The following is a 17727-nucleotide window of genomic DNA, read 5'->3' as shown; positions in this document are numbered from 1 at the left end:
CGTGGAACACGTCGATGTGCTGATCGTCGGGGCAGGCCTCTCCGGAATCGGGGCCGGTTACCGGCTTCAGACGCAGTGTCCGGAACTGAGCTACGCCATCTTCGAAAGCCGGGACACGATCGGCGGAACGTGGGACCTGTTCCGGTACCCGGGAATCCGTTCCGACAGCGACATGTACACCCTGGGTTATCCGTTCCGGCCGTGGCGCGGGGAGAAAACCATTGCCGACGGAGCGGACATCCTCCGGTACGTGCGCGACACCGCCACGGAGAACGGCATCGACCGACGAATACGATTCGGGCACAAGGTGACCGAGGCATCGTGGTCCTCCGAGCAGGCACGCTGGACGGTACGGGTCCGGACCGCAGACGAGACCGTGGAATGGTCGTGCTCGTTCCTCTACGTGTGCAGCGGCTACTACAGCTACGAATCCGGGCACCTTCCCGACATCGCCGGATTGGACGACTTCTCCGGCACAGTGGTCCACCCGCAGTTCTGGCCGGAGGATCTCGACTGGCGCGACAGGAAAGTCGTGGTGATCGGTAGCGGGGCGACGGCGGTGACTCTCGTACCCGCCCTCGCGGAACATGCCGCGCACGTGACGATGCTCCAGCGGTCGCCCTCGTATGTGATGTCGCTCCCGGCGCGGGACCGGTTCGCACGTGGACTCCACCGTTTCCTGCCGGGCTCCGTCGCCCATCGTGCGGTGCGCACCAAGAATGTGGCGACCAATTTGGGGTTCTACCAATTCTGCCGTCGCGCACCGCTGCTCGCGAGGAAGGTACTGCGCCTGCTCACCGAGCGGCAGCTACGCGACGACACGCACGTCGATCCCCACTTCACCCCGTCGTACGACCCGTGGGACCAGCGAATGTGCCTGGTGCCGGACGCCGATCTCTTCCGTGCTCTGCGGACGGGTAGGGCCGAAATCGTCACCGACCACATCGGCACGGTCACCGCGACCGGCGTCCGCTTGCGTTCGGGCGCCGAACTCGAGGCGGACATCCTCATCCCCGCCACCGGCCTGCGGCTGGTGCCGGCCGGCGGCATCTCGATGACCGTCGACGGCGAACCGGTCGACCTTGCCACCAAGGTCATCTACCGGGGCACGATGCTCGACGGAATCCCCAATGCCGCCATGTGCATCGGCTACACGAACGCGTCGTGGACCCTCCGTGCCGACCTCGCGTCCCTGTACGTCTGCCGGGTCCTCGGCTACATGCGACGGAAGGGCTACCGCACGGCCGTACCGTCGTACACCGGCGACGGCGAGCGCAGACCGCTGCTGGGACTGAACTCGGGATATATCCACCGTGCCGAGAAGACCTTGCCCAAACAGGGTGCGCACAGTCCCTGGCTCATGCGCCAGAACTATTTCCTGGATCTGCCGACCATGAGGCTCGGACGAGTCGACCGGGCGATGAAGTTCAGCTGACCGCCGCGGAAGGTGCCGCTGTTCAGGGTGTTTCGAGTGTCCCGTCGGGGTAGCGCGCGAAGCGTCCCGAATCCGCGGGGTGGACGGGACCGTCGGATTCCCACGGCCAGCCACCGAATCCGGTGCGGCGGTAGTCGTCGAACGCCTTGCGCACGCCCGCCTCGTCGTTGAGGACGAACGGTCCGTACGACACGACCGGTTCGCCGATCGGCCGGCCCTGCAACATGAGGATCTGCGTTGCGTCCGCGCCGCCCCGGAGCAGCACCGGCGCGGTGGCGTCGACGAGCGCACCGTGCCCGGCCTCCACCCGGGTGCCGCCGATCTCGACGGCGGACCCGTTGTAGACGTACAGCACGCGCCGCGTGTCGGTGCCGGCGGAAGGAGGAAGAGTCCACTCCGCTCCGGCCGAGAGGTCGATGTTCCAGATCGCGACGTCGGCGTCGGGCCGGGAAGCCCAGGATGCCGGCGGGGGCGAAGGCGGGACCGCGTCGCCGAGGGCACCTGCGAGTACCCGGATATGCGTGGTGCGGCCCGATGCGTCCGTGGAGGCGACGATGGGGGTCATATCGTTCCACAGCATCGTGAAGTGCGGGTCCGCGGTTTTCGACTCGCGCGGAAGGTTGAGCCAGATCTGGAACAACTCGAGGGGATTGGGTGCGTCCCGGTGCAGAAGCGGGAACATCTCGCTGTGCACCACGCCGTTGCCGGCGGTGAGCCACTGCGTGTCGCCCTCCCCGAAACGCGCGGTGGCCCCGACCGAGTCGGAATGGTCGATGATGCCCGAGCGGACGAATGTCACGGTCTCGAAGCCACGGTGCGGGTGCTGGGGGAATCCCGGGACCGTCGTTCCGTGGTACACGTTCCAGCCCTCGGGGTTCCCGAAGTCCTGACCGATCGGCCGCCCGGCGAGCGAAGCGTCGGGACCGAGTTCGGCGTTGCCCGCCGGGTAGGCGTCCACGTGGTGGGCGACGAAGAGGAACGGATCGATCGTCTGCCACTGGGAACCCAGAGGGAAAACCTGCAACACGGGCGAATCGACGGAAGTCATGACTCCTGCAACCCCTGCGGCTTCCCGTTTGTTCCGGAGTCCGCCGGTGCGGCCTTCCGGACGGGCGCCTCGCTGTCGTCGATCACCCGGGAACCCGCCGCGAACCGCCGCACCTGGGTGTCGTCCCACAGATGGGCCGGCACCGCACCGCCGAGCAAATCCCTTGCCAGCGAAGGGTTCCGGTCGAGCGGCGTATCGCTCCCGGCGATGATGATGTTGCCGTAGCGGCGGCCCTTGAGCATCGCGGGATCGGCGATGACGGCCAGGTGCTCGAACACGGACCCGATTGTGGCGGCTTCGCGTCGCGCGGTGGTCAGGTCGCGGGTGTCGCCGCAGTTGACGACGTAGATGCCGCCCGGGGACAGCACCCGACGCGCATGGCGGGTGAACTGGACCGTCGTCAGGGCGACGGGTGTCCGATCGAAGGCGAATACGTCCCGCACGACGAGATCTCTGCTGTCGTCCGAGAGGGTGGTGAGGACCGCGCGGGCCTCGCCGACACGAATCCGGAGCAGCGGTGCACGCGGCAGGTCGAACCACTCCCGCACCAACTCGGCGAGCCGGCCGTCGATCTCCACGACCACCTGACGCGCGTCGGGGTACACCGCCGCGAAGTACCGCGCCATCGTGCAGGCCCCGCCGCCGAGGTGCAGTGCGCGGAGCCGGGCGTCGGTGGCGAATCGGCTCTCGACGAGCAGCGCGATCCAGCGCATGTACTCGAATTCGAGGAGGGTGGGGTCGCTGAGGTCGATGTGGGAACTGGGTACGCCGTTGACCTCGAGCACCCAGCCGTCGGGTAGATATCGGTCCTTGACCAGCTCACATGTGCCGGTGTCGGTGTCGTACACACCTTCGACGGGGCCCGTCGACACATCCGTGGTTTTACCGCGGCGCGGCGTCGCTGCAGCCCGTCCGCCTCGCTGCCTGCCCATTCTTCGAGCCTAGTCCCGCATGTATCGCGCGTGTTACGCAGTCCGGCCCGGCGTGCGGATCGGCGTGGAAGCCGGAGAATGAGACGATGCCGGACCGAGGATTCACCCCGACTCAGCTCGCTGCGCGCGCCGCTTATCTGCTGCGCGGCAACGACCTGGGATCCATGACAAGCGCCGCACCCCGGCTCTATCCGCACATGTGGAGCTGGGACGCCGCGTTCGTGGCGGTCGGGCTCGCGCCGCTGAGCGTCGAGCGTGCGGTCGTGGAACTCGACACTCTGCTGTCGGCGCAGTGGAAGAACGGCATGATTCCGCACATCGTGTTCGCCAACGGGGTCGACGGGTATTTTCCCGGGCCGGCGCGCTGGGCAGTGTCCGAGCTCGCCGCCAATGCTCCCGACGGGGTGGAGACGTCGGGCATCACCCAGCCGCCAGTGCATGCGATCGCCGTGCAGCGGATCCTGGAGAACTCGAGGCGGCACGGCCGCAGCACGAGAGCGGTCGCGGAGGAGTTCCTGGACCGCCGGTGGGCCGATCTGATGCGGTGGCACCGGTGGCTCGCCCACGCCCGCGACCTGGACGGGAACGGCCGCATTGCCCTGTACCACGGGTGGGAGTCCGGGATGGACAATTCGCCGCGGTGGGATCTGGCCTACGCGAATGTCACCGCGGGGGACGTCCCGCTCTTCCGGCGCGAGGACCTCAACCACGTCGCCGATCCCGCCGAGCGGCCCAGTGACAGCGAGTACGCCCGCTATCTGTGGTTGCTCGAAGAGATGAAGGCGGCGCGTTACGAGGACGACGTACTCGCCAAGACGATGAGCTTCGCGGTGGAGGACGTGTTCGTCAGCGCGATCTTCTCCCTGGCGTGCGACGTTCTCGCCAACATCGGCGAGGAGCACTCCCGGCCCAACGCGGACGTCCGCGAACTGTACGGCTGGGCCGAACGGTTCCGGCACGGAGTCGTCGCCACCACCGACCCTCGTAGCGGTGCGGCGAAGGACTTCGACCTTCGTAGCGGGAAATGGGTTGCCACAGACACTCTCGCGATGTTCGCTCCACTGCTGTGCGGTGGGCTCGACCGGCAGGCCGAACGGGCGCTGCTCCGCACGTTCGAGGGCCCGAAATTCTGTGGACACCCCGACCTGCGCTACGCGGTGCCGCCGTCGGCCTCGCCCGTCTCCGGTGCCTTCCGGTCCCGCGAGTACTGGCGCGGGCCGGTGTGGCCGGTGATGACGTGGCTGTTCTCGTGGGCATTCGCGCGGCGCGGCTGGGCGGAGCGCTCGAACATATTGCGGGCGGAGGGTTTACGCCAGGCGAGCGACGGATCGTTCGCGGAGTACTACGAACCGTTCACCGGTGAGCCGCTGGGCAGCATGCAGCAGTCCTGGACGGCTGCTGCCGTCCTGGACTGGCTGGGGTAGCGCGCCGGACGTGATCGATCAGGTGCCGATGCGTCGCCCGTCCGACTTCCATGCTGCGACGACCGCCGGACGTGGCGCGGTGTTGCCACCGTCGGGCCAGTGCGACGCGGGACTGTCCCACGATGCCTCGTCGGTCTCCCCCGGATGCTGCACACACACGACCACGCGGTCCGCGTCCACGATCGGACCGCATGTCTCGGCACCGATCGGCACGGTGAGGAATTGTTTCGTCTCACCGCGGCGCGGCCCGTCGAGCACGACGGCGAACAGGCCGTCGTTGGAACCGAGAGCGTTACCGTCGGTGGAGATCCACAGGTTGCCGTGGGGATCGAAAGCAAGATTGTCGGGGCACGAGATCGGACTGACCTGCGCCGGGTCGAATCCGCCGAAATAGGTGTCCGCCTCGTTCGGGTCGCCGCACACGAGCAGGAGATTCCATGTGAACGACGTGCCCGCGTGGTCGTCGTCGATCTCGAGAACCTGGCCGTTCTTGTTGTTGACGCGCGGGTTCGCTTCGTCGGCGGGGGCGGCACCGTCGGTGCCGCGCTTGGTGTTGTTGGTCAGCGCGACGTACACCTTGCCGGTCACCGGGTTAGGCTCGAAGTCCTCGGGCCGATCCATCTCGGTCGCGCCGACCTTGTCTCCTGCGAGCCGGGTGAAGACGGCGACTTCCTCTGCGCTCATGCCGTCCACGAGTGAGACCCCACGACCGTCTTCTTCGGTGCGCAGCAAGGGGATCCACCGGCCCGTGCCGGCAAATCGGCCTCCCTCCGGGGGTGTACCCGAACCGTCGATCGCGTCCGGATGATCGCCGCTGAGTTCGGCGACGTACAAAGTCCCGGCATCGAGCAGAGTCATGTTGTGCCGCACCGCGGTCCGGGAACCTCCGGGTTGCATCTTCCGCGACGAGACGAATTTGTACATGTAGTCGAAACGCTCGTCGTCGCCGCTGTAGGCCACCACTGTGCCGTCGCCGGTGACGTACACGGTGGCCGCTTCGTGCTTGAAGCGTCCGAGCGCGGTGTGCTTGACCGGGACGGACTGCGGATCCCACGGGTCGATCTCGACGATCCATCCGAATCTGTTCACCTCGTGGGGTTCGGAGGCGATGTCGAACCTCTTGTCGAAGCGTTCCCACTTCCGTTCGGTCTCGCCGCCTTCCAGTCCGTACCGGGCCAGTCGTTCGGCGGCGACAGGGTCGGTGATGCGCTCTGCGTTCGCGAAGTACTGGTTGAAGTTCTCTTCACCGGACAACACTGTGCCCCAGGGAGTCAGGCCGCCCGCACAGTTGTTGAGGGTGCCCGCGACACGCGTCCCTGTCGGGTCCGCCGTGGTTTTCAGCAACTCGCTCCCGGCGGCAGGTCCGGTGAGGACGAATTCGGTGGTTCCGGTGATACGCCGGTTGTACGGTCCGAATGTCGGTGTCAGACGCCCGGTTCCGGGCTCACCCTGGACCTGGACAACGGACAGACCGTGGTTGGCCCAGCCGATCCGCACCTGTTCCTCGGTGGGATTCTCCGCATCGTAACCCGCGAACATGAACGGTTCGGTGGTGTACTCGTGGTTGACGACGAGCAGGTAGGTATTCGGTACACCGTCCACCGGGAGAAGCCCGGCGAAGTCGTTGTTGAACCCGAACTGCTTCTCCTGAGCCACCGCCGTCTGGCGGTCGATGTCGAACGTGGGAGCGTCGGGCAGGACGGCATCGCCCCAGCGGATGACCACGGCCGATTCGTACCCGGCCGGTACCGTCACGGCGTCGTCGGTGTTGGGGGCGACCGCGGCGAAATCCGTTCCGGTGGCTGCGGGTCCGAGATCCACCGCGCCGGTGCCGGTGGCAAGTTCTCCACCGCTGCTCGCGGCCGCGGAGTCGTCCGCACAACCGGCGAGTACACCTCCCGCACCCACTGCGAGCACGGCCATCGCGCCGCCGCGCAGCACCCCGCGGCGTGAGAGCGCGGTCCGCACGACATCACCGAAATAGGTACCGCCGGAGGTGTTCGGCACGTTCTGCGAGCATGCGTCGCCGCATTTGTACAGGCAGGTGATGTTCGCGCGGGACGAACTGCCGTCGTGCGTCGGGAACAGGGGCAGGTGCGTGCGGGCCACGGGCATATCTCCTCGGTTCGGGGGGCTCCGAGCACCGTAGGAGTCGTACGCGATCGGGAGGGAACGAGAAGATGAACGTGTGATGAGCGTTGGGCGCCATCAAGATCCGTCGGGCGTGACCGTACCGGTCGACGCGTCTCCGTCCGCCGCGCTCGCACCCGGTCGCGAGTCCAGGAACGGGAGTATCCGGCGGGTGATCGCCTCGTTGTACGCCGCGGGCGCCTGGATCGGATTCGCGTGCCCGACGTGGCCGAGCTTCGAGACGAGCAGCGTTCCGTCGGGGCCGCCGACCTGGTCGACGAGAATGCGCTGGGTGTAGTCGACGTCCACGACAGGATCGTCCTGCGGGAGCCGGGGCCGCAGGAAGACGACGGCGGGCCGGACCTTGTCGTCGCGGGGGTCGGCGAGCGCGCGCAGATTGTCGGTGGCGCCCGACGCGACGATCGCGCGGAACTGTGACTCGATCAGGCCGTTGCTCGCGGTGTCGTCCGACAAGATCTTGTCGCGCAGCACTTCGTCGACCACGTTCCTCAGTTCGGTGGTGTCGATCCGCCGGTACCAGCGGTCGGACGGCACGACGAAACGATCTTGCCGCGCGGCGATCTCGACCGTCATCCGCATGAGCCGGCTTTCGCGTGCGCCGGGAAGCCAGCCGATCCAGCGGAGCAGGTCTTCGCCCGCATTGCGGCTTTCGGCCCGCACCGCGTGGAGGTCCACCGGGGTGCAATCCAGGATCACGCCGGTCACCTCGAGCGGGGTTTCCTCGTACAGGTGCTGCGCGACTTCCAGCGCGATGATGCCGCCCATGCTGTGCCCGACGAGGACGATGTTCTCCACACCCGACCAACCCGCACGCTCGAGGATCAGGTCGCTGACGACGGCGGTGTCCAGACCGCTGTTGTCGTATTGGACCGACCACACCTGACCGATTTCGCTCAACGCCGGCAACGCCTCGGCGGTGGGCGTCGCATCGAGGTTGCCCAGGCCCACCAGATCGACCACGGCGGTGTCGAGATCCTCTCGGTCCGCCGCGTCGTAGACCTGGTGGACCTGGGGTTGGGTCAGCGCGAGTTGTTCACGGACGGGTGCGACGTCCCACGACCAATACAGGGTGGTCAGGACGATCAGTGGTACGAGCACATATACGAGCCGGGCGAGCGCTACGCGCGCGCGTCCGAAGCGGGTCCCGCTGTGGCCGAGCCGGGTGGCACGCAGCCGTTGTCGCCGGCGGTCGTCGTCCCAGTCGTCGGAGGTACACGGTGGAAGATTCGGTAGATGCGGCATGCACTTCCCATGGTAGGTGCCGACACGTGTGCGCCACGTAACAGCACCTACCCGTGGGTTTTTCGGGACGTGGGTTTTCAGGCGAGACCGGCGCTCGCGTCCCGCCAGGCGATCGCCTCGACCAGGGGTGCGAGGTCGTAGTCGGGGCCGCCGATGCCGACGGTGAACTGGGTGATGCCCTGTTCGACGTAGAGCGCGGCCTTGTCGACGCCGGGCCAGTCCGTCGATCGTTCGATGTCGTCGGGGTTACGACCCACATCGGCGCAACGCTGTGCCAGAATTTCCGACTTCTCGACGTGCGTGTCGAACTCGCCGAAGCTGTGCCAGATGTCGGCGTACTTCGCGACCATCGGAAGGGTCTTCTTCGGTCCGCCACCGCCGATGAGAATCGGGATGTGCCGCGTCGGCGGCGGGTTCAGTTTTTCGAAGCGTGAGGTGATGCGGGGAAGGTATTCGGCGAGCAGGTCCAGGCGGGAACCCTTCGTGCCGAAGTCGTAGCCGTACTCGTCGTAGTCCTTCTCGAACCAGCCGGATCCGATACCGAGGATGAGGCGGCCGCCGCTGATGTGGTCGACCGTGCGCGCCATGTCGGCGAGCAGATCGGGGTTGCGGTAACCGCCCCCGGTGACCAGTGCGCCGATCTCGACGCGTTCGGTCTGCTCGGCCCAGGCGCCGAGCATCGTCCAGCATTCGAAGTGAGCGCCGTCGGGATCGCCGTAGAGCGGGAAGAAGTGATCCCAGTTGAAGACGATGTCCACGCCGGCGTCCTCGGCACGGAGCACCGTGTCGCGGATGACCTTGTAGTCGGGCTGTTGCTGCGGCTGAAGTTGAAGTCCGATGCGTATGGTGCGCGTCATCGTTCCACCGTAGGACGCCGACGCTCACTCCGCACCGCTTGCAGACTTCGCGCTGCCCAGGCCCCACATGGGTGCCGACGTCTACGGGATGCCGGGATATTTGTCTTCGAGTCCGCGGAGGAACGACTCCAGCAGGAGTTCGAAACTGTCCACATCGATCTCCGCCGCGTATTCGTGCAGACGATGCGCCTGCGAGAGGTGCGGATAGCGGGCGTTGTAGGTCTCGATGTGGTCGTCGAAACTGCCCGCGAACGACGTGATCGCCGACCCGATGACGATGTACTTGATCGACGCTCCGATGAGGGTCGCCAGTCGCGGGGGCCAGCCTGCCCGGGTCAGGCCTCCGTGGACGGAATCTGCGTGGTGGAGGGCGACGGGACGCTGTCGTGGACTCGATGCGAGAAACGGGACGAGATTGGGATGGGCGGCGAGCGCCGCCCGGTACGAGCGCGCCCAGATGCGCAGGCCGTGGCGCCAGTCGCCGTCCTCGAAGCCGCTCACGTCCACGGTTTCGGCGATGCCGTCGGCGATGTCGTCGAACAACTCGTCCTTGTTGGCGTAGTGGCTGTACAGCGACGGTGCGCGCACGCCGAGTTCCGCTGCGATCCTGCGCATGGAAACTGCGTCGAGGCCGTGCTCGTCCACGAGTGACAGCGTGGTCTCGCGGATGAGCGACCGGCTGAGCAGGGGCGTGCGGGGTCGTGCCATGAGGGTCCTTTTCCGCGCCGATCTGGACGAACTAACGATGTAAGGTTAGTTTTGCATTGTGTTGGGCGCCACAGTTCCGCGAAGGGTGCGGAGTTGCCGGGCGCTCATGATCCATTGCCACCACACGTGACGGAAGGCCCCCATGAACCTGAAGCTCACCGAGGAGGAGCGCGCTTTCCGTGACGAACTGCGCACCTTCTTCACCACCGAGATCCCGGCCGACGTGCGCGCAAAGGTCGCTGCCGGCCAGCCGCTGGGGAAGGACGACTACGTCGCCACTCAGCGCATCCTGCACGATCGGGGCCTCGCCGTTCCGAACTGGCCCGTCGAGTGGGGTGGCCAGGACTGGACACCCATGCAGCGCAACATCTGGCTCAGCGAGTTGCAGTTGGCGTCGGTGCCCGATCCGCTGCCGTTCAACGCCTCGATGATCGGTCCGGTCATCGCCCAATTCGGTTCGCAGGAAATGAAAGAGCGTTTCCTTCCCCCCACGGCCAATCTCGACATCTGGTGGTGCCAGGGGTTCTCCGAGCCCGAAGCCGGATCGGATCTCGCGTCGCTCAAGACCCGCGCGGTGCGCGACGGGGACGATTACATCGTCAACGGACAGAAGACCTGGACTACGCTCGCCCAGCACGCCGACTGGATCTTCTGCCTCGTCCGCACCAATCCGGACGTGAAGAAGCAGGCCGGTATCTCGATGCTGCTCATCGACATGAACACACCCGGCGTCACCCGTCGCCCGATCAAACTGATCGACGGTGGCTACGAGGTCAACGAGATGTTTTTCGAGGACGTTCGCGTTCCCGCCGAAAACCTTGTGGGTGAAGAGAACACGGGCTGGACCCAGGCCAAGTTCCTGCTCGGCAACGAACGCACCGGTATCGCGCGCGTCGGTGCCACGAAGGTCAAGCTTGCTCGCGCGAAGAGTCTCGCGGCCGAGACCACGCTCGGTGACGGCACGCTGCTGTCCGATCCGCTCTTCGCCGCGCGTCTGGCGGAACTCGAGAACGAACTCCTCGCACTCGAACTGACGCAGCTGCGGGTGGTTGCGGGGTCTGCCGACGGCAAGCCCAATCCTGCGTCGTCGCTGCTGAAGATGCGGGGCTCCGAGTTGCAGCAGGCGGCGTCCGAGCTTCTCGTCGATGTCGCGGGACCGGACTCCCTGCCTACCGGTGCCACGGACATCGATTCGCCGGGATGGGCTCAGCTGACCACGCCCGCCTACCTGAACACCCGCAAGGTGACCATCTACGGCGGTTCGAGCGAGGTACAGCGTTCGATCATCGCTTCTTCGATTCTCGGACTGTGAGGCCCAGGACATGAATTTCGAACTCGACACCGAGCAGGATCTGCTCCGCAAGACCGTCCGCGACATGCTCACGTCCGCGTACGACGTCGAAGCCCGCAACCGGGTCTCCGACACCGACCTGGGGTGGAGCCCCGAGGTGTGGAAGCAGCTGGCAGAGCTGGGCGTGCTCGGGCTGCCGTTCGCCGAGGAGTACGGCGGCATGGGCGCCGGACCGGTGGAGGTCATGGCCGTCATGACCGAGCTCGGCCGCACGCTCGCACCCGAACCGGTGCTCGCTGCCGTCTACCTGCCGGGTGGTCTCGTGGCCGAGGTCGGTACCGAGGCACAGCGAACCGATCTCCTGACCCGGTTGTCCGAAGGGGAGCTGCGTCTGGCCTTCGCCCACGACGAGCCCGGTAGCCGCTGGCCCACGATCGACGTCGCCACCACGGCCACCCGCGACGGCGACCGGTGGCTGCTGTCCGGCCGCAAGAACCCTGTGCTGCACGGAGATTGCGCCGACATCTTCGTCGTGTCCGCGAAGCTTCCCGACGGTGGTGTCGGCTTGTTCCTGGTCGATGCCGGAGCAGAGGGTGTCACGCGCACCGTCTACCGCACCAACGACGAACGACGCGGCGCACAGGTGGTACTCGAAAACGTGGCGGCACAGCCGCTCGGCGAGCCCACCGATGCCTCCGAAGCGGTCGGCGCGGCGGTGATCCGGGCACAGGCCGCGCTGTGTGCCGAGGCGGTCGGGGCGATCGACGCCTCGGTGCAGCTGACGACGAGTTACCTCAAGCAGCGCAAGCAGTTCGGAGTGCCGCTGTCGATGTTCCAGGCGTTGACACACCGCGCCGCCGACATGTACGTGCTGTACGAGTTGGCGGCCAGCATGAGCCTGTACGCGACGATGGCATTGGCCGACGGCATCGTCGACCCCGTGATCGCCTCGCGGGCGAAACTGCAGGTGGGACGGTCCGCCCGCAAGGTCGGGCAGGAGTCGGTGCAGATGCACGGCGGTATCGGGGTCACCGCCGAGCATTCCATCGGTCACTACCTGAGCCGTCTCACCGCGATCGAGCACACGTTCGGCACGATGGACGACCACCTGCGGGTGCTCTCCGGTGGCCTGACGTCCTACGACCGGGTGGAGATCGCCGGGGTGTGAAGCACGGAAATGCATCGACGGCGCGCCTGACGATCTGTTCGTCAGGCGCGCTGTTCGTTTCCGGTGATCCCGGTCGCGCGGAGAACGAAAGCTGCTTCCGGGCCCACGATTTCCCCGACCAGCGTGAGGAACCGATCGACGAACCCGGCACCGTGTGCGGCTTCGGTCGGGTCGTCCGGATCCTGGGGATTGAGATGGTGCGCGAGTTCGTGCAAGACCACGAGTTCCCGGAACGCCCACGCGTGGTTGGCGTTGTGCTCGGGCAACGCAATTGTGGCGCAATCGTTTTCGTAATGAGCCGCGGTGTTTCCGGAGCGGGCCCGGATGTGGACGGGTACCGCGGCACGCGGCCAGCGAGCACGCACCCAGTCCAGTGCCAGAACCGCATCGACGTACCGCTGCACGGAGTCGAGAGACGCGAACCGGCGCTCGACGGGCAGCGTCACGCTCGACCCGGCCACGTCGACGGTGCGCAGGCCGCGTTCATCGGCGAGATCGAACATGCGGCGCACCAACGATTCCGACTCGTACACTGCCGACTTGTGGACGTCGCGCACCCGGGTCATTCCTCCAGCCCCCTCGGCGACGACGGAAGTTCGGGTGCCGTACCGAGGCGGGCCGCACGCCCGGCCCGGTCGCCGGCGCGCTGCGCATCGGTCGAGCGTGCCGACGGGGCACGATTCCCTCGCCAACTCCCCCGCGCCTGCGACGTGCTGCGGTAGAAGTCGCGCAACTCCAGGGTTTTCCCGCGGAGGACGAGGTCGGTTCCCGGCGACGCCGACACGGCTTCCTTCTCGGTCTCCTGCTTGGTTTCGGCCAGTCGCTCCCCGATACGGGCCGCGAAGGCCGACTGGAAGTTGAGCCTCGCGGTGACGGGAGCGATCGGTTTGCGCACCCGTGTCCTGACCTCGCGCCCACCGCGTCGCTCGACGACGGTGCGGACCGTCGATTCGCTGCGGTAGGTGCCGGACCGCAGATACGCGTCGGACGCGCGGACCATCTGGACGAGCAGCGACGAGTACAGCGCCTCGCACACGTCGATGTCCTCGGCGAAGCCGTACGCGAAGATGACGGTCGACGTGGCCGTGATGTCGCACTGCACGTCGTTGGCAGCAGCGATGGCGAGGAAGAGTTGCGCGTACGTGCGCAGTCCTTTCTTGCCGACCTCTCCGATGGTGACCAGTCGCTGCACGGGCCCGGCCCGGCGTTCCCGTGCGCCGGTGTGGGCACGCGCCATCGCGAGGTCGACGGACGCAGCGGTTGCAAGGCGCTGGGCAGCAGCCATGAATGCGTCGGCTTCATGGGCATTGTCCGTGGACTCCGCCTGTCTCAGCAGGCCACCTATCCGGGTCAACATCTTGTCCGAGCTCACCAGAGAAGGGTAGGCCGTCGCACCGACGCGGTGTGCTGACCTCAAAGCGCTGCGGGATATCCGCGAACAGCCCAAGATCGGCAGGATGGACGTCGCAGTCGATTCTGTCACCGCGGTCAACGACCGGTTCTGGTATGCCGTGATCGCCTTGCTCATCGGATCCGGTCTGTACTACACGATCCGGTCCCGGTTCATCCAGATCAGGCTGATTCCGGACATGCTGCGCTCGATCGTGGAGAAGCCCGAGCGACTCCCCGACGGGGAAGAGGGCATCTCCGCATTCCGGGCCTTTTCGATCTCGGCGGCGTCCCGCGTCGGTACCGGCAACGTCGCCGGGGTCGCCATCGCGATCAGCCTCGGCGGCCCGGGTGCGGTGTTCTGGATGTGGGCCATGGCGCTCATCGGAGCGTCGACGGCGTTCCTGGAATCCACGCTCGCGCAGTTGTACAAAGTGCGTGACAAAGGCGCATACCGCGGCGGACCCGCGTACTACATGCAGTACGGGCTCGGTAAGCGCTGGATGGGAATGATCTTCGCAGTGATCATCACGATCACCTACGGCTTCGTGTTCAACGCGGTGCAGACCAACTCGATCGTCGATGCGGTCGCCGGATCGGTCGGTGAGAAGACCTTCGGTCTGCAGGTCGCCGTGGGGGTGGGGGTCGCGGTGTGCGTGGCCGCCGTGATCTTCGGTGGCGTCCGGCGGATCTCGTCGGTGTCGCAGGTCGTGGTGCCGGTCATGGCGGCCGCGTATCTGGTGATCGGCGTCGTGGTCGTGATCCTCAACGTCGGCGAGGTGCCCGGGATGTTCCGGTTGATCTTCGAGAACGCGTTCGGGATCCGCGAGATCGTCGGCGGCGGATTCGGTGCCGCATTCATGAACGGCATCCGGCGAGGCCTGTTCTCGAACGAAGCCGGTATGGGGTCGGCACCCAACGCCGGCGCCACCGCGTCCGTCTCACACCCTGTGAAGCAAGGCCTCGTACAGAGCCTGGGCGTGTACTTCGACACATGGCTCGTCTGCTCGATCACCGCGTTCATCATCCTGCTGTCCGAGCCCGAGTTCGGCGGCGGTCTCGAGGGTGCCGCGATGACCCAGAACGCGCTGTCGCTGCAACTGGGCGACTGGACGGTGCATTTCCTCACCGTCATGATCTTCTTTCTCGCGTTCACCTCCGTCATCGGCAACTACTACTACAGCGAATCGAACATCGAATTTCTCACCGGGACGCGCAGGGCGCTGCCGTACCTGCGCAGCGCAGTGGTGCTCTGCGTGTTTCTCGGGGCGATCGGATCGGTACCCCTCGTGTGGGCGCTCGCCGACCTGTCGATGGGCGTGATGGCGATCGTCAACCTGATAGCGCTGATCCCGCTCTCGGGCATCGCCTACGCGCTGTTCCACAACTACACCGCCCAGCGGAAGCAGGGACGCGATCCGGTGTTCCACCGCGGGGACGTTCCCGGCCTCCGCGGAATCCAGGTCTGGGGCGACGACGACGACTTCGCGCCGCGTACCGGAAATACGCGACAAACACGGTAGATTTCCGTACCGCACGTGACTGTGTTCCGCTTCGGAAAGGATCTGCGATGGCCTCGGTGACCTTCGACAAGGCGGTCTGCCTGTTCCCGGGCTCGAGTACACCCGCGGTCGATTCGCTGGATCTCGAGATCGAGGACGGGGAATTCCTCGTCCTGGTCGGGCCCTCGGGGTGTGGCAAGTCCACTTCCCTGCGCCTGCTCGCGGGTCTCGAGGAGGTGCACAGCGGACGCATCCTCATCGGCGACCGCGACGTGACCGCGCAGGATCCGAAGGAACGCGACATCGCGATGGTCTTCCAGAACTACGCGCTGTATCCCCACATGTCCGTCGCCGAGAACATGGGGTTCGCGCTCAAACTCGCGAAGCAACCCAAGAGCGACATCCGGGAGCGCGTGGTCGAGGTCGCCAAGATGCTCGACCTCGAGCCGTTCCTCGATCGCAAGCCCAAGGCGCTCTCCGGTGGTCAGCGGCAGCGCGTCGCGATGGGCCGCGCCATCGTCCGGCAACCGCAGGTGTTCCTGATGGACGAACCGCTCTCCAATCTCGACGCCAAACTTCGCGTGCAGACCCGCACGCAGATCGCGCAGTTGCAGCGCCGGCTCAACACCACCACCGTCTACGTCACCCACGACCAGGTGGAGGCGATGACGATGGGTGACCGCGTCGCGGTGCTCGACAAAGGCGTGCTGCAGCAGTGCGCGTCGCCGCGGGTGCTCTACAACAAGCCCGCCAACGTCTTCGTCGCCGGATTCATGGGGTCCCCCGCGATGAACCTGTTCCGGCTTCCGGTGCGGGATCGCGGCGTGATGGTCGGCGAATTCACTGTGCCCGTCCCCCGCGACGTGGTCGGTCAGGTCACCGAGTCGGAGGTCACGCTCGGCATCCGTCCCGAGCACCTCGAGATCTCGAGCGAGGGCCTGCCGATGGATGTCGACGTCGTCGAGGAACTCGGGTCCGAGGCGTACGTCTACGGCCGCACGGTCGTCGGTGGCCGCGACCATCAGATCGTCGCGCGCAGCGACTGGCGGAGCCCGCCGCAGAAGGGCGAGCGCGTGCACCTTCGCTTCGATCCCGAGCAGGTCCACGTGTTCAAGGCCTCGGACGGAACACGGATCGGCTGAGTTTCCGGGGAGATGAACCCCGACACCGACCGGTCCGGGATGGGCGGAATGCCGACTTTTTGCGGTGGCGCGTGCCACAGTAGTGCCCTATGTCGGTGACCTTCGTGTTACCGGCGCGTTTTTTCCGACCTCGAATGGGGAGATTGTTGATGATTCTCAACACGAAGGCGATGCGCAGAGCTGCCATCGCTGCGACGGCGGCGACAGCGCTCGTCCTCGCAGGGTGTTCATCCGACGACAGCGCCGGTAGCGACGACGGCGACACGAGTGCCGCAGCGGCCGGTGGCCGCGGGCCGATCACGATCGTCGAGGGGCAGGACCCCCTGAACACGGCGCTCGAGAGCATCATCGCCGACTGGAACGCCGAACATCCGGACGAGCAGGTGACGTTCAAGCCGCTCGCGACGGAAGCCAACGACCAGTACGACGACATCGCGCAGCGGATGCAGGCGCGCAGCGACGAGTACGACCTCATCGCCGTCGACGTGACCAACACCGCCGAGTTCGCCGCGAACGGATGGCTGCGTCCCCTCGAGGGCGACTACGCGATCGACACCGAGGGCCTGCTGCCCGCGACCGTCGAGTCCGGCACCTACAACGGCACGCTGTACGCGGCTCCCAAGAACACGAACGGTGCGTTCCTCTACTACCGCACCGACCTCGTCGACCAGGCGCCCGCCACGTGGGACGACCTCAAGGCCGAGTGCCCGAAGGCCGAAGAAGCCGGCATCGCGTGCTACATCGGCCAGTTCAAGAACTACGAGGGCCTGACGGTCAACGTCACCGAGATCGTCAACGGCTTCGGTGGCTCCTTCGTCGGAGAAGACGGTCTCGCACCGGCAATCGACGAGCAGACCGCGGAAGGCCTGCAGTTCATCGTCGACGCGTTCGAGGACAACATCATCCCGGCTGCGGCACAGACCTACACCGAGGGCGAGTCGCAGACCGCGTTCGGCAACGGCGAGGCGATGTTCCTGCGCACCTGGCCCGGCTTCTACACCGACGGTGAGAGCTCCTCGATCGCCGGCAAGTACGGCATCGCCGTCCTCCCGGGTGTCGACGGACCGGGCGCGTCCACGCTCGGTGGTTACAACGTCGGCATCAGCGCATTCAGCGATGCCCCGGAGACCGCGCGTGACTTCCTTGAGTTCATGCAGACGCGCCAGTCGCAGCTGTACTACGCCGAAGCCGGTGGGGCTCCCGTCCTCGCCGAGGTCTACGACGATGCCGCGATCATCGAGCAGTACCCGTACTTCACCACGCTGAAGGAAGTTCTCGAGGCTGCCAAGCCGCGTCCGGCGTCGCCGTACTACTCGGCCGTGTCCAAGGCGATCTCCGACAACTCCTACGCCGCGATCCGCGGTGAGAAGACCGTTCAGCAGGCGCTGGACGACACCTCGGCCGGCATCGCAACCGCCGGCAACTGATGCTCTAGGAG

General features: G+C 66.4%; 15 protein-coding genes. 7 read left to right on the top strand and 8 right to left on the bottom strand.

The window, feature by feature from the left end; all coding sequences use genetic code 11:
* The first annotated feature begins 1 nt into the window (after position 1).
* Complete coding sequence (locus tag AC0B44_RS15925) at positions 2-1435, top strand: flavin-containing monooxygenase (protein ID WP_471903810.1); 1434 nt, start codon at positions 2-4, stop codon at positions 1433-1435.
* A gap of 22 nt (positions 1436-1457) precedes the next feature.
* On the opposite strand, the gene AC0B44_RS15920 is transcribed toward AC0B44_RS15925, so the two are convergent.
* The gene (locus AC0B44_RS15920) at positions 1458-2483 is read right to left on the bottom strand and encodes a pirin family protein (protein WP_471903809.1); all 1026 of its coding nucleotides are present in this window, start codon (positions 2481-2483) and stop codon (positions 1458-1460) included.
* Positions 2480-3415 (bottom strand): spermidine synthase, encoded by a 936-nt coding sequence (locus AC0B44_RS15915; protein WP_471903808.1) that lies wholly within the window; start codon positions 3413-3415, stop codon positions 2480-2482. Before AC0B44_RS15915 ends, AC0B44_RS15920 begins: the two co-directional genes overlap by 4 nt.
* An 86-nt stretch (positions 3416-3501) precedes the next feature.
* Here AC0B44_RS15915 and ggh point away from each other — a divergent pair, with 86 nt between their 5' ends.
* The gene (gene ggh, locus AC0B44_RS15910) at positions 3502-4839 is read left to right on the top strand and encodes a glucosylglycerate hydrolase (protein WP_471903807.1); all 1338 of its coding nucleotides are present in this window, start codon (positions 3502-3504) and stop codon (positions 4837-4839) included.
* Between the two features lie 18 nt (positions 4840-4857).
* Here the strand turns inward: ggh and AC0B44_RS15905 are convergent, their stop codons facing one another.
* The 4 genes from AC0B44_RS15905 to AC0B44_RS15890 form a co-directional block, all read right to left on the bottom strand.
* Positions 4858-6948, bottom strand: coding sequence for a PhoX family protein (locus tag AC0B44_RS15905; RefSeq protein ID WP_471903806.1), 2091 nt, complete (start codon positions 6946-6948; stop codon positions 4858-4860).
* A gap of 99 nt (positions 6949-7047) precedes the next feature.
* Positions 7048-8232, bottom strand: a complete 1185-nt coding sequence (locus AC0B44_RS15900; RefSeq protein ID WP_471903805.1) for an alpha/beta fold hydrolase — start codon at positions 8230-8232, stop codon at positions 7048-7050.
* Between the two features lie 77 nt (positions 8233-8309).
* The gene (locus tag AC0B44_RS15895) at positions 8310-9089 is read right to left on the bottom strand and encodes an LLM class F420-dependent oxidoreductase (RefSeq protein WP_471903804.1); all 780 of its coding nucleotides are present in this window, start codon (positions 9087-9089) and stop codon (positions 8310-8312) included.
* Between the two features lie 81 nt (positions 9090-9170).
* On the bottom strand, positions 9171-9797 hold the full coding sequence (locus tag AC0B44_RS15890) for a TetR/AcrR family transcriptional regulator (protein ID WP_471903803.1): 627 nt from the start codon (positions 9795-9797) through the stop codon (positions 9171-9173).
* 142 nt (positions 9798-9939) lie between these two features.
* On the opposite strand from AC0B44_RS15890, the gene AC0B44_RS15885 reads away from it, so the two are divergent.
* Together AC0B44_RS15885 and AC0B44_RS15880 are read left to right on the top strand one after the other, a co-directional pair.
* Positions 9940-11109 (top strand): acyl-CoA dehydrogenase family protein, encoded by a 1170-nt coding sequence (locus AC0B44_RS15885; protein WP_471903802.1) that lies wholly within the window; start codon positions 9940-9942, stop codon positions 11107-11109.
* A gap of 10 nt (positions 11110-11119) precedes the next feature.
* The gene (locus AC0B44_RS15880) at positions 11120-12256 is read left to right on the top strand and encodes an acyl-CoA dehydrogenase family protein (RefSeq protein WP_471903801.1); all 1137 of its coding nucleotides are present in this window, start codon (positions 11120-11122) and stop codon (positions 12254-12256) included.
* A 41-nt stretch (positions 12257-12297) separates the two neighbouring features.
* On the opposite strand, the gene AC0B44_RS15875 is transcribed toward AC0B44_RS15880, so the two are convergent.
* A complete protein-coding gene (locus AC0B44_RS15875; RefSeq protein WP_471903800.1) occupies positions 12298-12822 on the bottom strand; it encodes a TIGR04338 family metallohydrolase in 525 nt (174 codons plus the stop codon).
* Positions 12819-13628 carry a DUF2786 domain-containing protein gene (locus AC0B44_RS15870; protein ID WP_471903799.1) on the bottom strand — a complete coding sequence of 270 codons (810 nt, stop codon included), beginning with the start codon at positions 13626-13628 and terminating at the stop codon, positions 12819-12821. Before AC0B44_RS15870 ends, AC0B44_RS15875 begins: the two co-directional genes overlap by 4 nt.
* 85 nt (positions 13629-13713) lie before the next feature.
* Between AC0B44_RS15870 and AC0B44_RS15865 the strand changes: the two genes are divergently transcribed.
* The 3 genes from AC0B44_RS15865 to AC0B44_RS15855 all read left to right on the top strand — a co-directional run bounded on the left by AC0B44_RS15865 (position 13714) and on the right by AC0B44_RS15855 (position 17716).
* Positions 13714-15168 (top strand): alanine/glycine:cation symporter family protein, encoded by a 1455-nt coding sequence (locus AC0B44_RS15865; RefSeq protein ID WP_471903798.1) that lies wholly within the window; start codon positions 13714-13716, stop codon positions 15166-15168.
* Between the two features lie 47 nt (positions 15169-15215).
* Complete coding sequence (locus AC0B44_RS15860; protein ID WP_471903797.1) at positions 15216-16289, top strand: ABC transporter ATP-binding protein; 1074 nt, start codon at positions 15216-15218, stop codon at positions 16287-16289.
* 149 nt (positions 16290-16438) lie between these two features.
* Positions 16439-17716 (top strand): ABC transporter substrate-binding protein, encoded by a 1278-nt coding sequence (locus AC0B44_RS15855; RefSeq protein ID WP_471903796.1) that lies wholly within the window; start codon positions 16439-16441, stop codon positions 17714-17716.
* The last annotated feature ends 11 nt before the right edge of the window (positions 17717-17727 follow it).

The sequence above is a fragment of the Rhodococcus sp. NPDC019050 genome, assembly GCF_055664235.1.
This window is presented reverse-complemented; position numbering and strand designations above follow the sequence as displayed.

Excerpts from the sequence above, each read along its gene's own strand:
- AC0B44_RS15920 (WP_471903809.1), bottom strand. The coding sequence starts at position 2,483 with ATGACTTCCGTCGATTCGCCCGTGTTGCAGGTTTTCCCTCTGGGTTCC.
- AC0B44_RS15915 (WP_471903808.1), bottom strand. The coding sequence starts at position 3,415 with ATGGGCAGGCAGCGAGGCGGACGGGCTGCAGCGACGCCGCGCCGCGGT.
- ggh (WP_471903807.1), top strand. The coding sequence starts at position 3,502 with ATGCCGGACCGAGGATTCACCCCGACTCAGCTCGCTGCGCGCGCCGCT.
- AC0B44_RS15900 (WP_471903805.1), bottom strand. The coding sequence starts at position 8,232 with ATGCCGCATCTACCGAATCTTCCACCGTGTACCTCCGACGACTGGGAC.
- AC0B44_RS15895 (WP_471903804.1), bottom strand. The coding sequence starts at position 9,089 with ATGACGCGCACCATACGCATCGGACTTCAACTTCAGCCGCAGCAACAG.
- AC0B44_RS15890 (WP_471903803.1), bottom strand. The coding sequence starts at position 9,797 with ATGGCACGACCCCGCACGCCCCTGCTCAGCCGGTCGCTCATCCGCGAG.
- AC0B44_RS15885 (WP_471903802.1), top strand. The coding sequence starts at position 9,940 with ATGAACCTGAAGCTCACCGAGGAGGAGCGCGCTTTCCGTGACGAACTG.
- AC0B44_RS15880 (WP_471903801.1), top strand. The coding sequence starts at position 11,120 with ATGAATTTCGAACTCGACACCGAGCAGGATCTGCTCCGCAAGACCGTC.
- AC0B44_RS15875 (WP_471903800.1), bottom strand. The coding sequence starts at position 12,822 with ATGACCCGGGTGCGCGACGTCCACAAGTCGGCAGTGTACGAGTCGGAA.
- AC0B44_RS15865 (WP_471903798.1), top strand. The coding sequence starts at position 13,714 with ATGGACGTCGCAGTCGATTCTGTCACCGCGGTCAACGACCGGTTCTGG.
- AC0B44_RS15860 (WP_471903797.1), top strand. The coding sequence starts at position 15,216 with ATGGCCTCGGTGACCTTCGACAAGGCGGTCTGCCTGTTCCCGGGCTCG.
- AC0B44_RS15855 (WP_471903796.1), top strand. The coding sequence starts at position 16,439 with ATGATTCTCAACACGAAGGCGATGCGCAGAGCTGCCATCGCTGCGACG.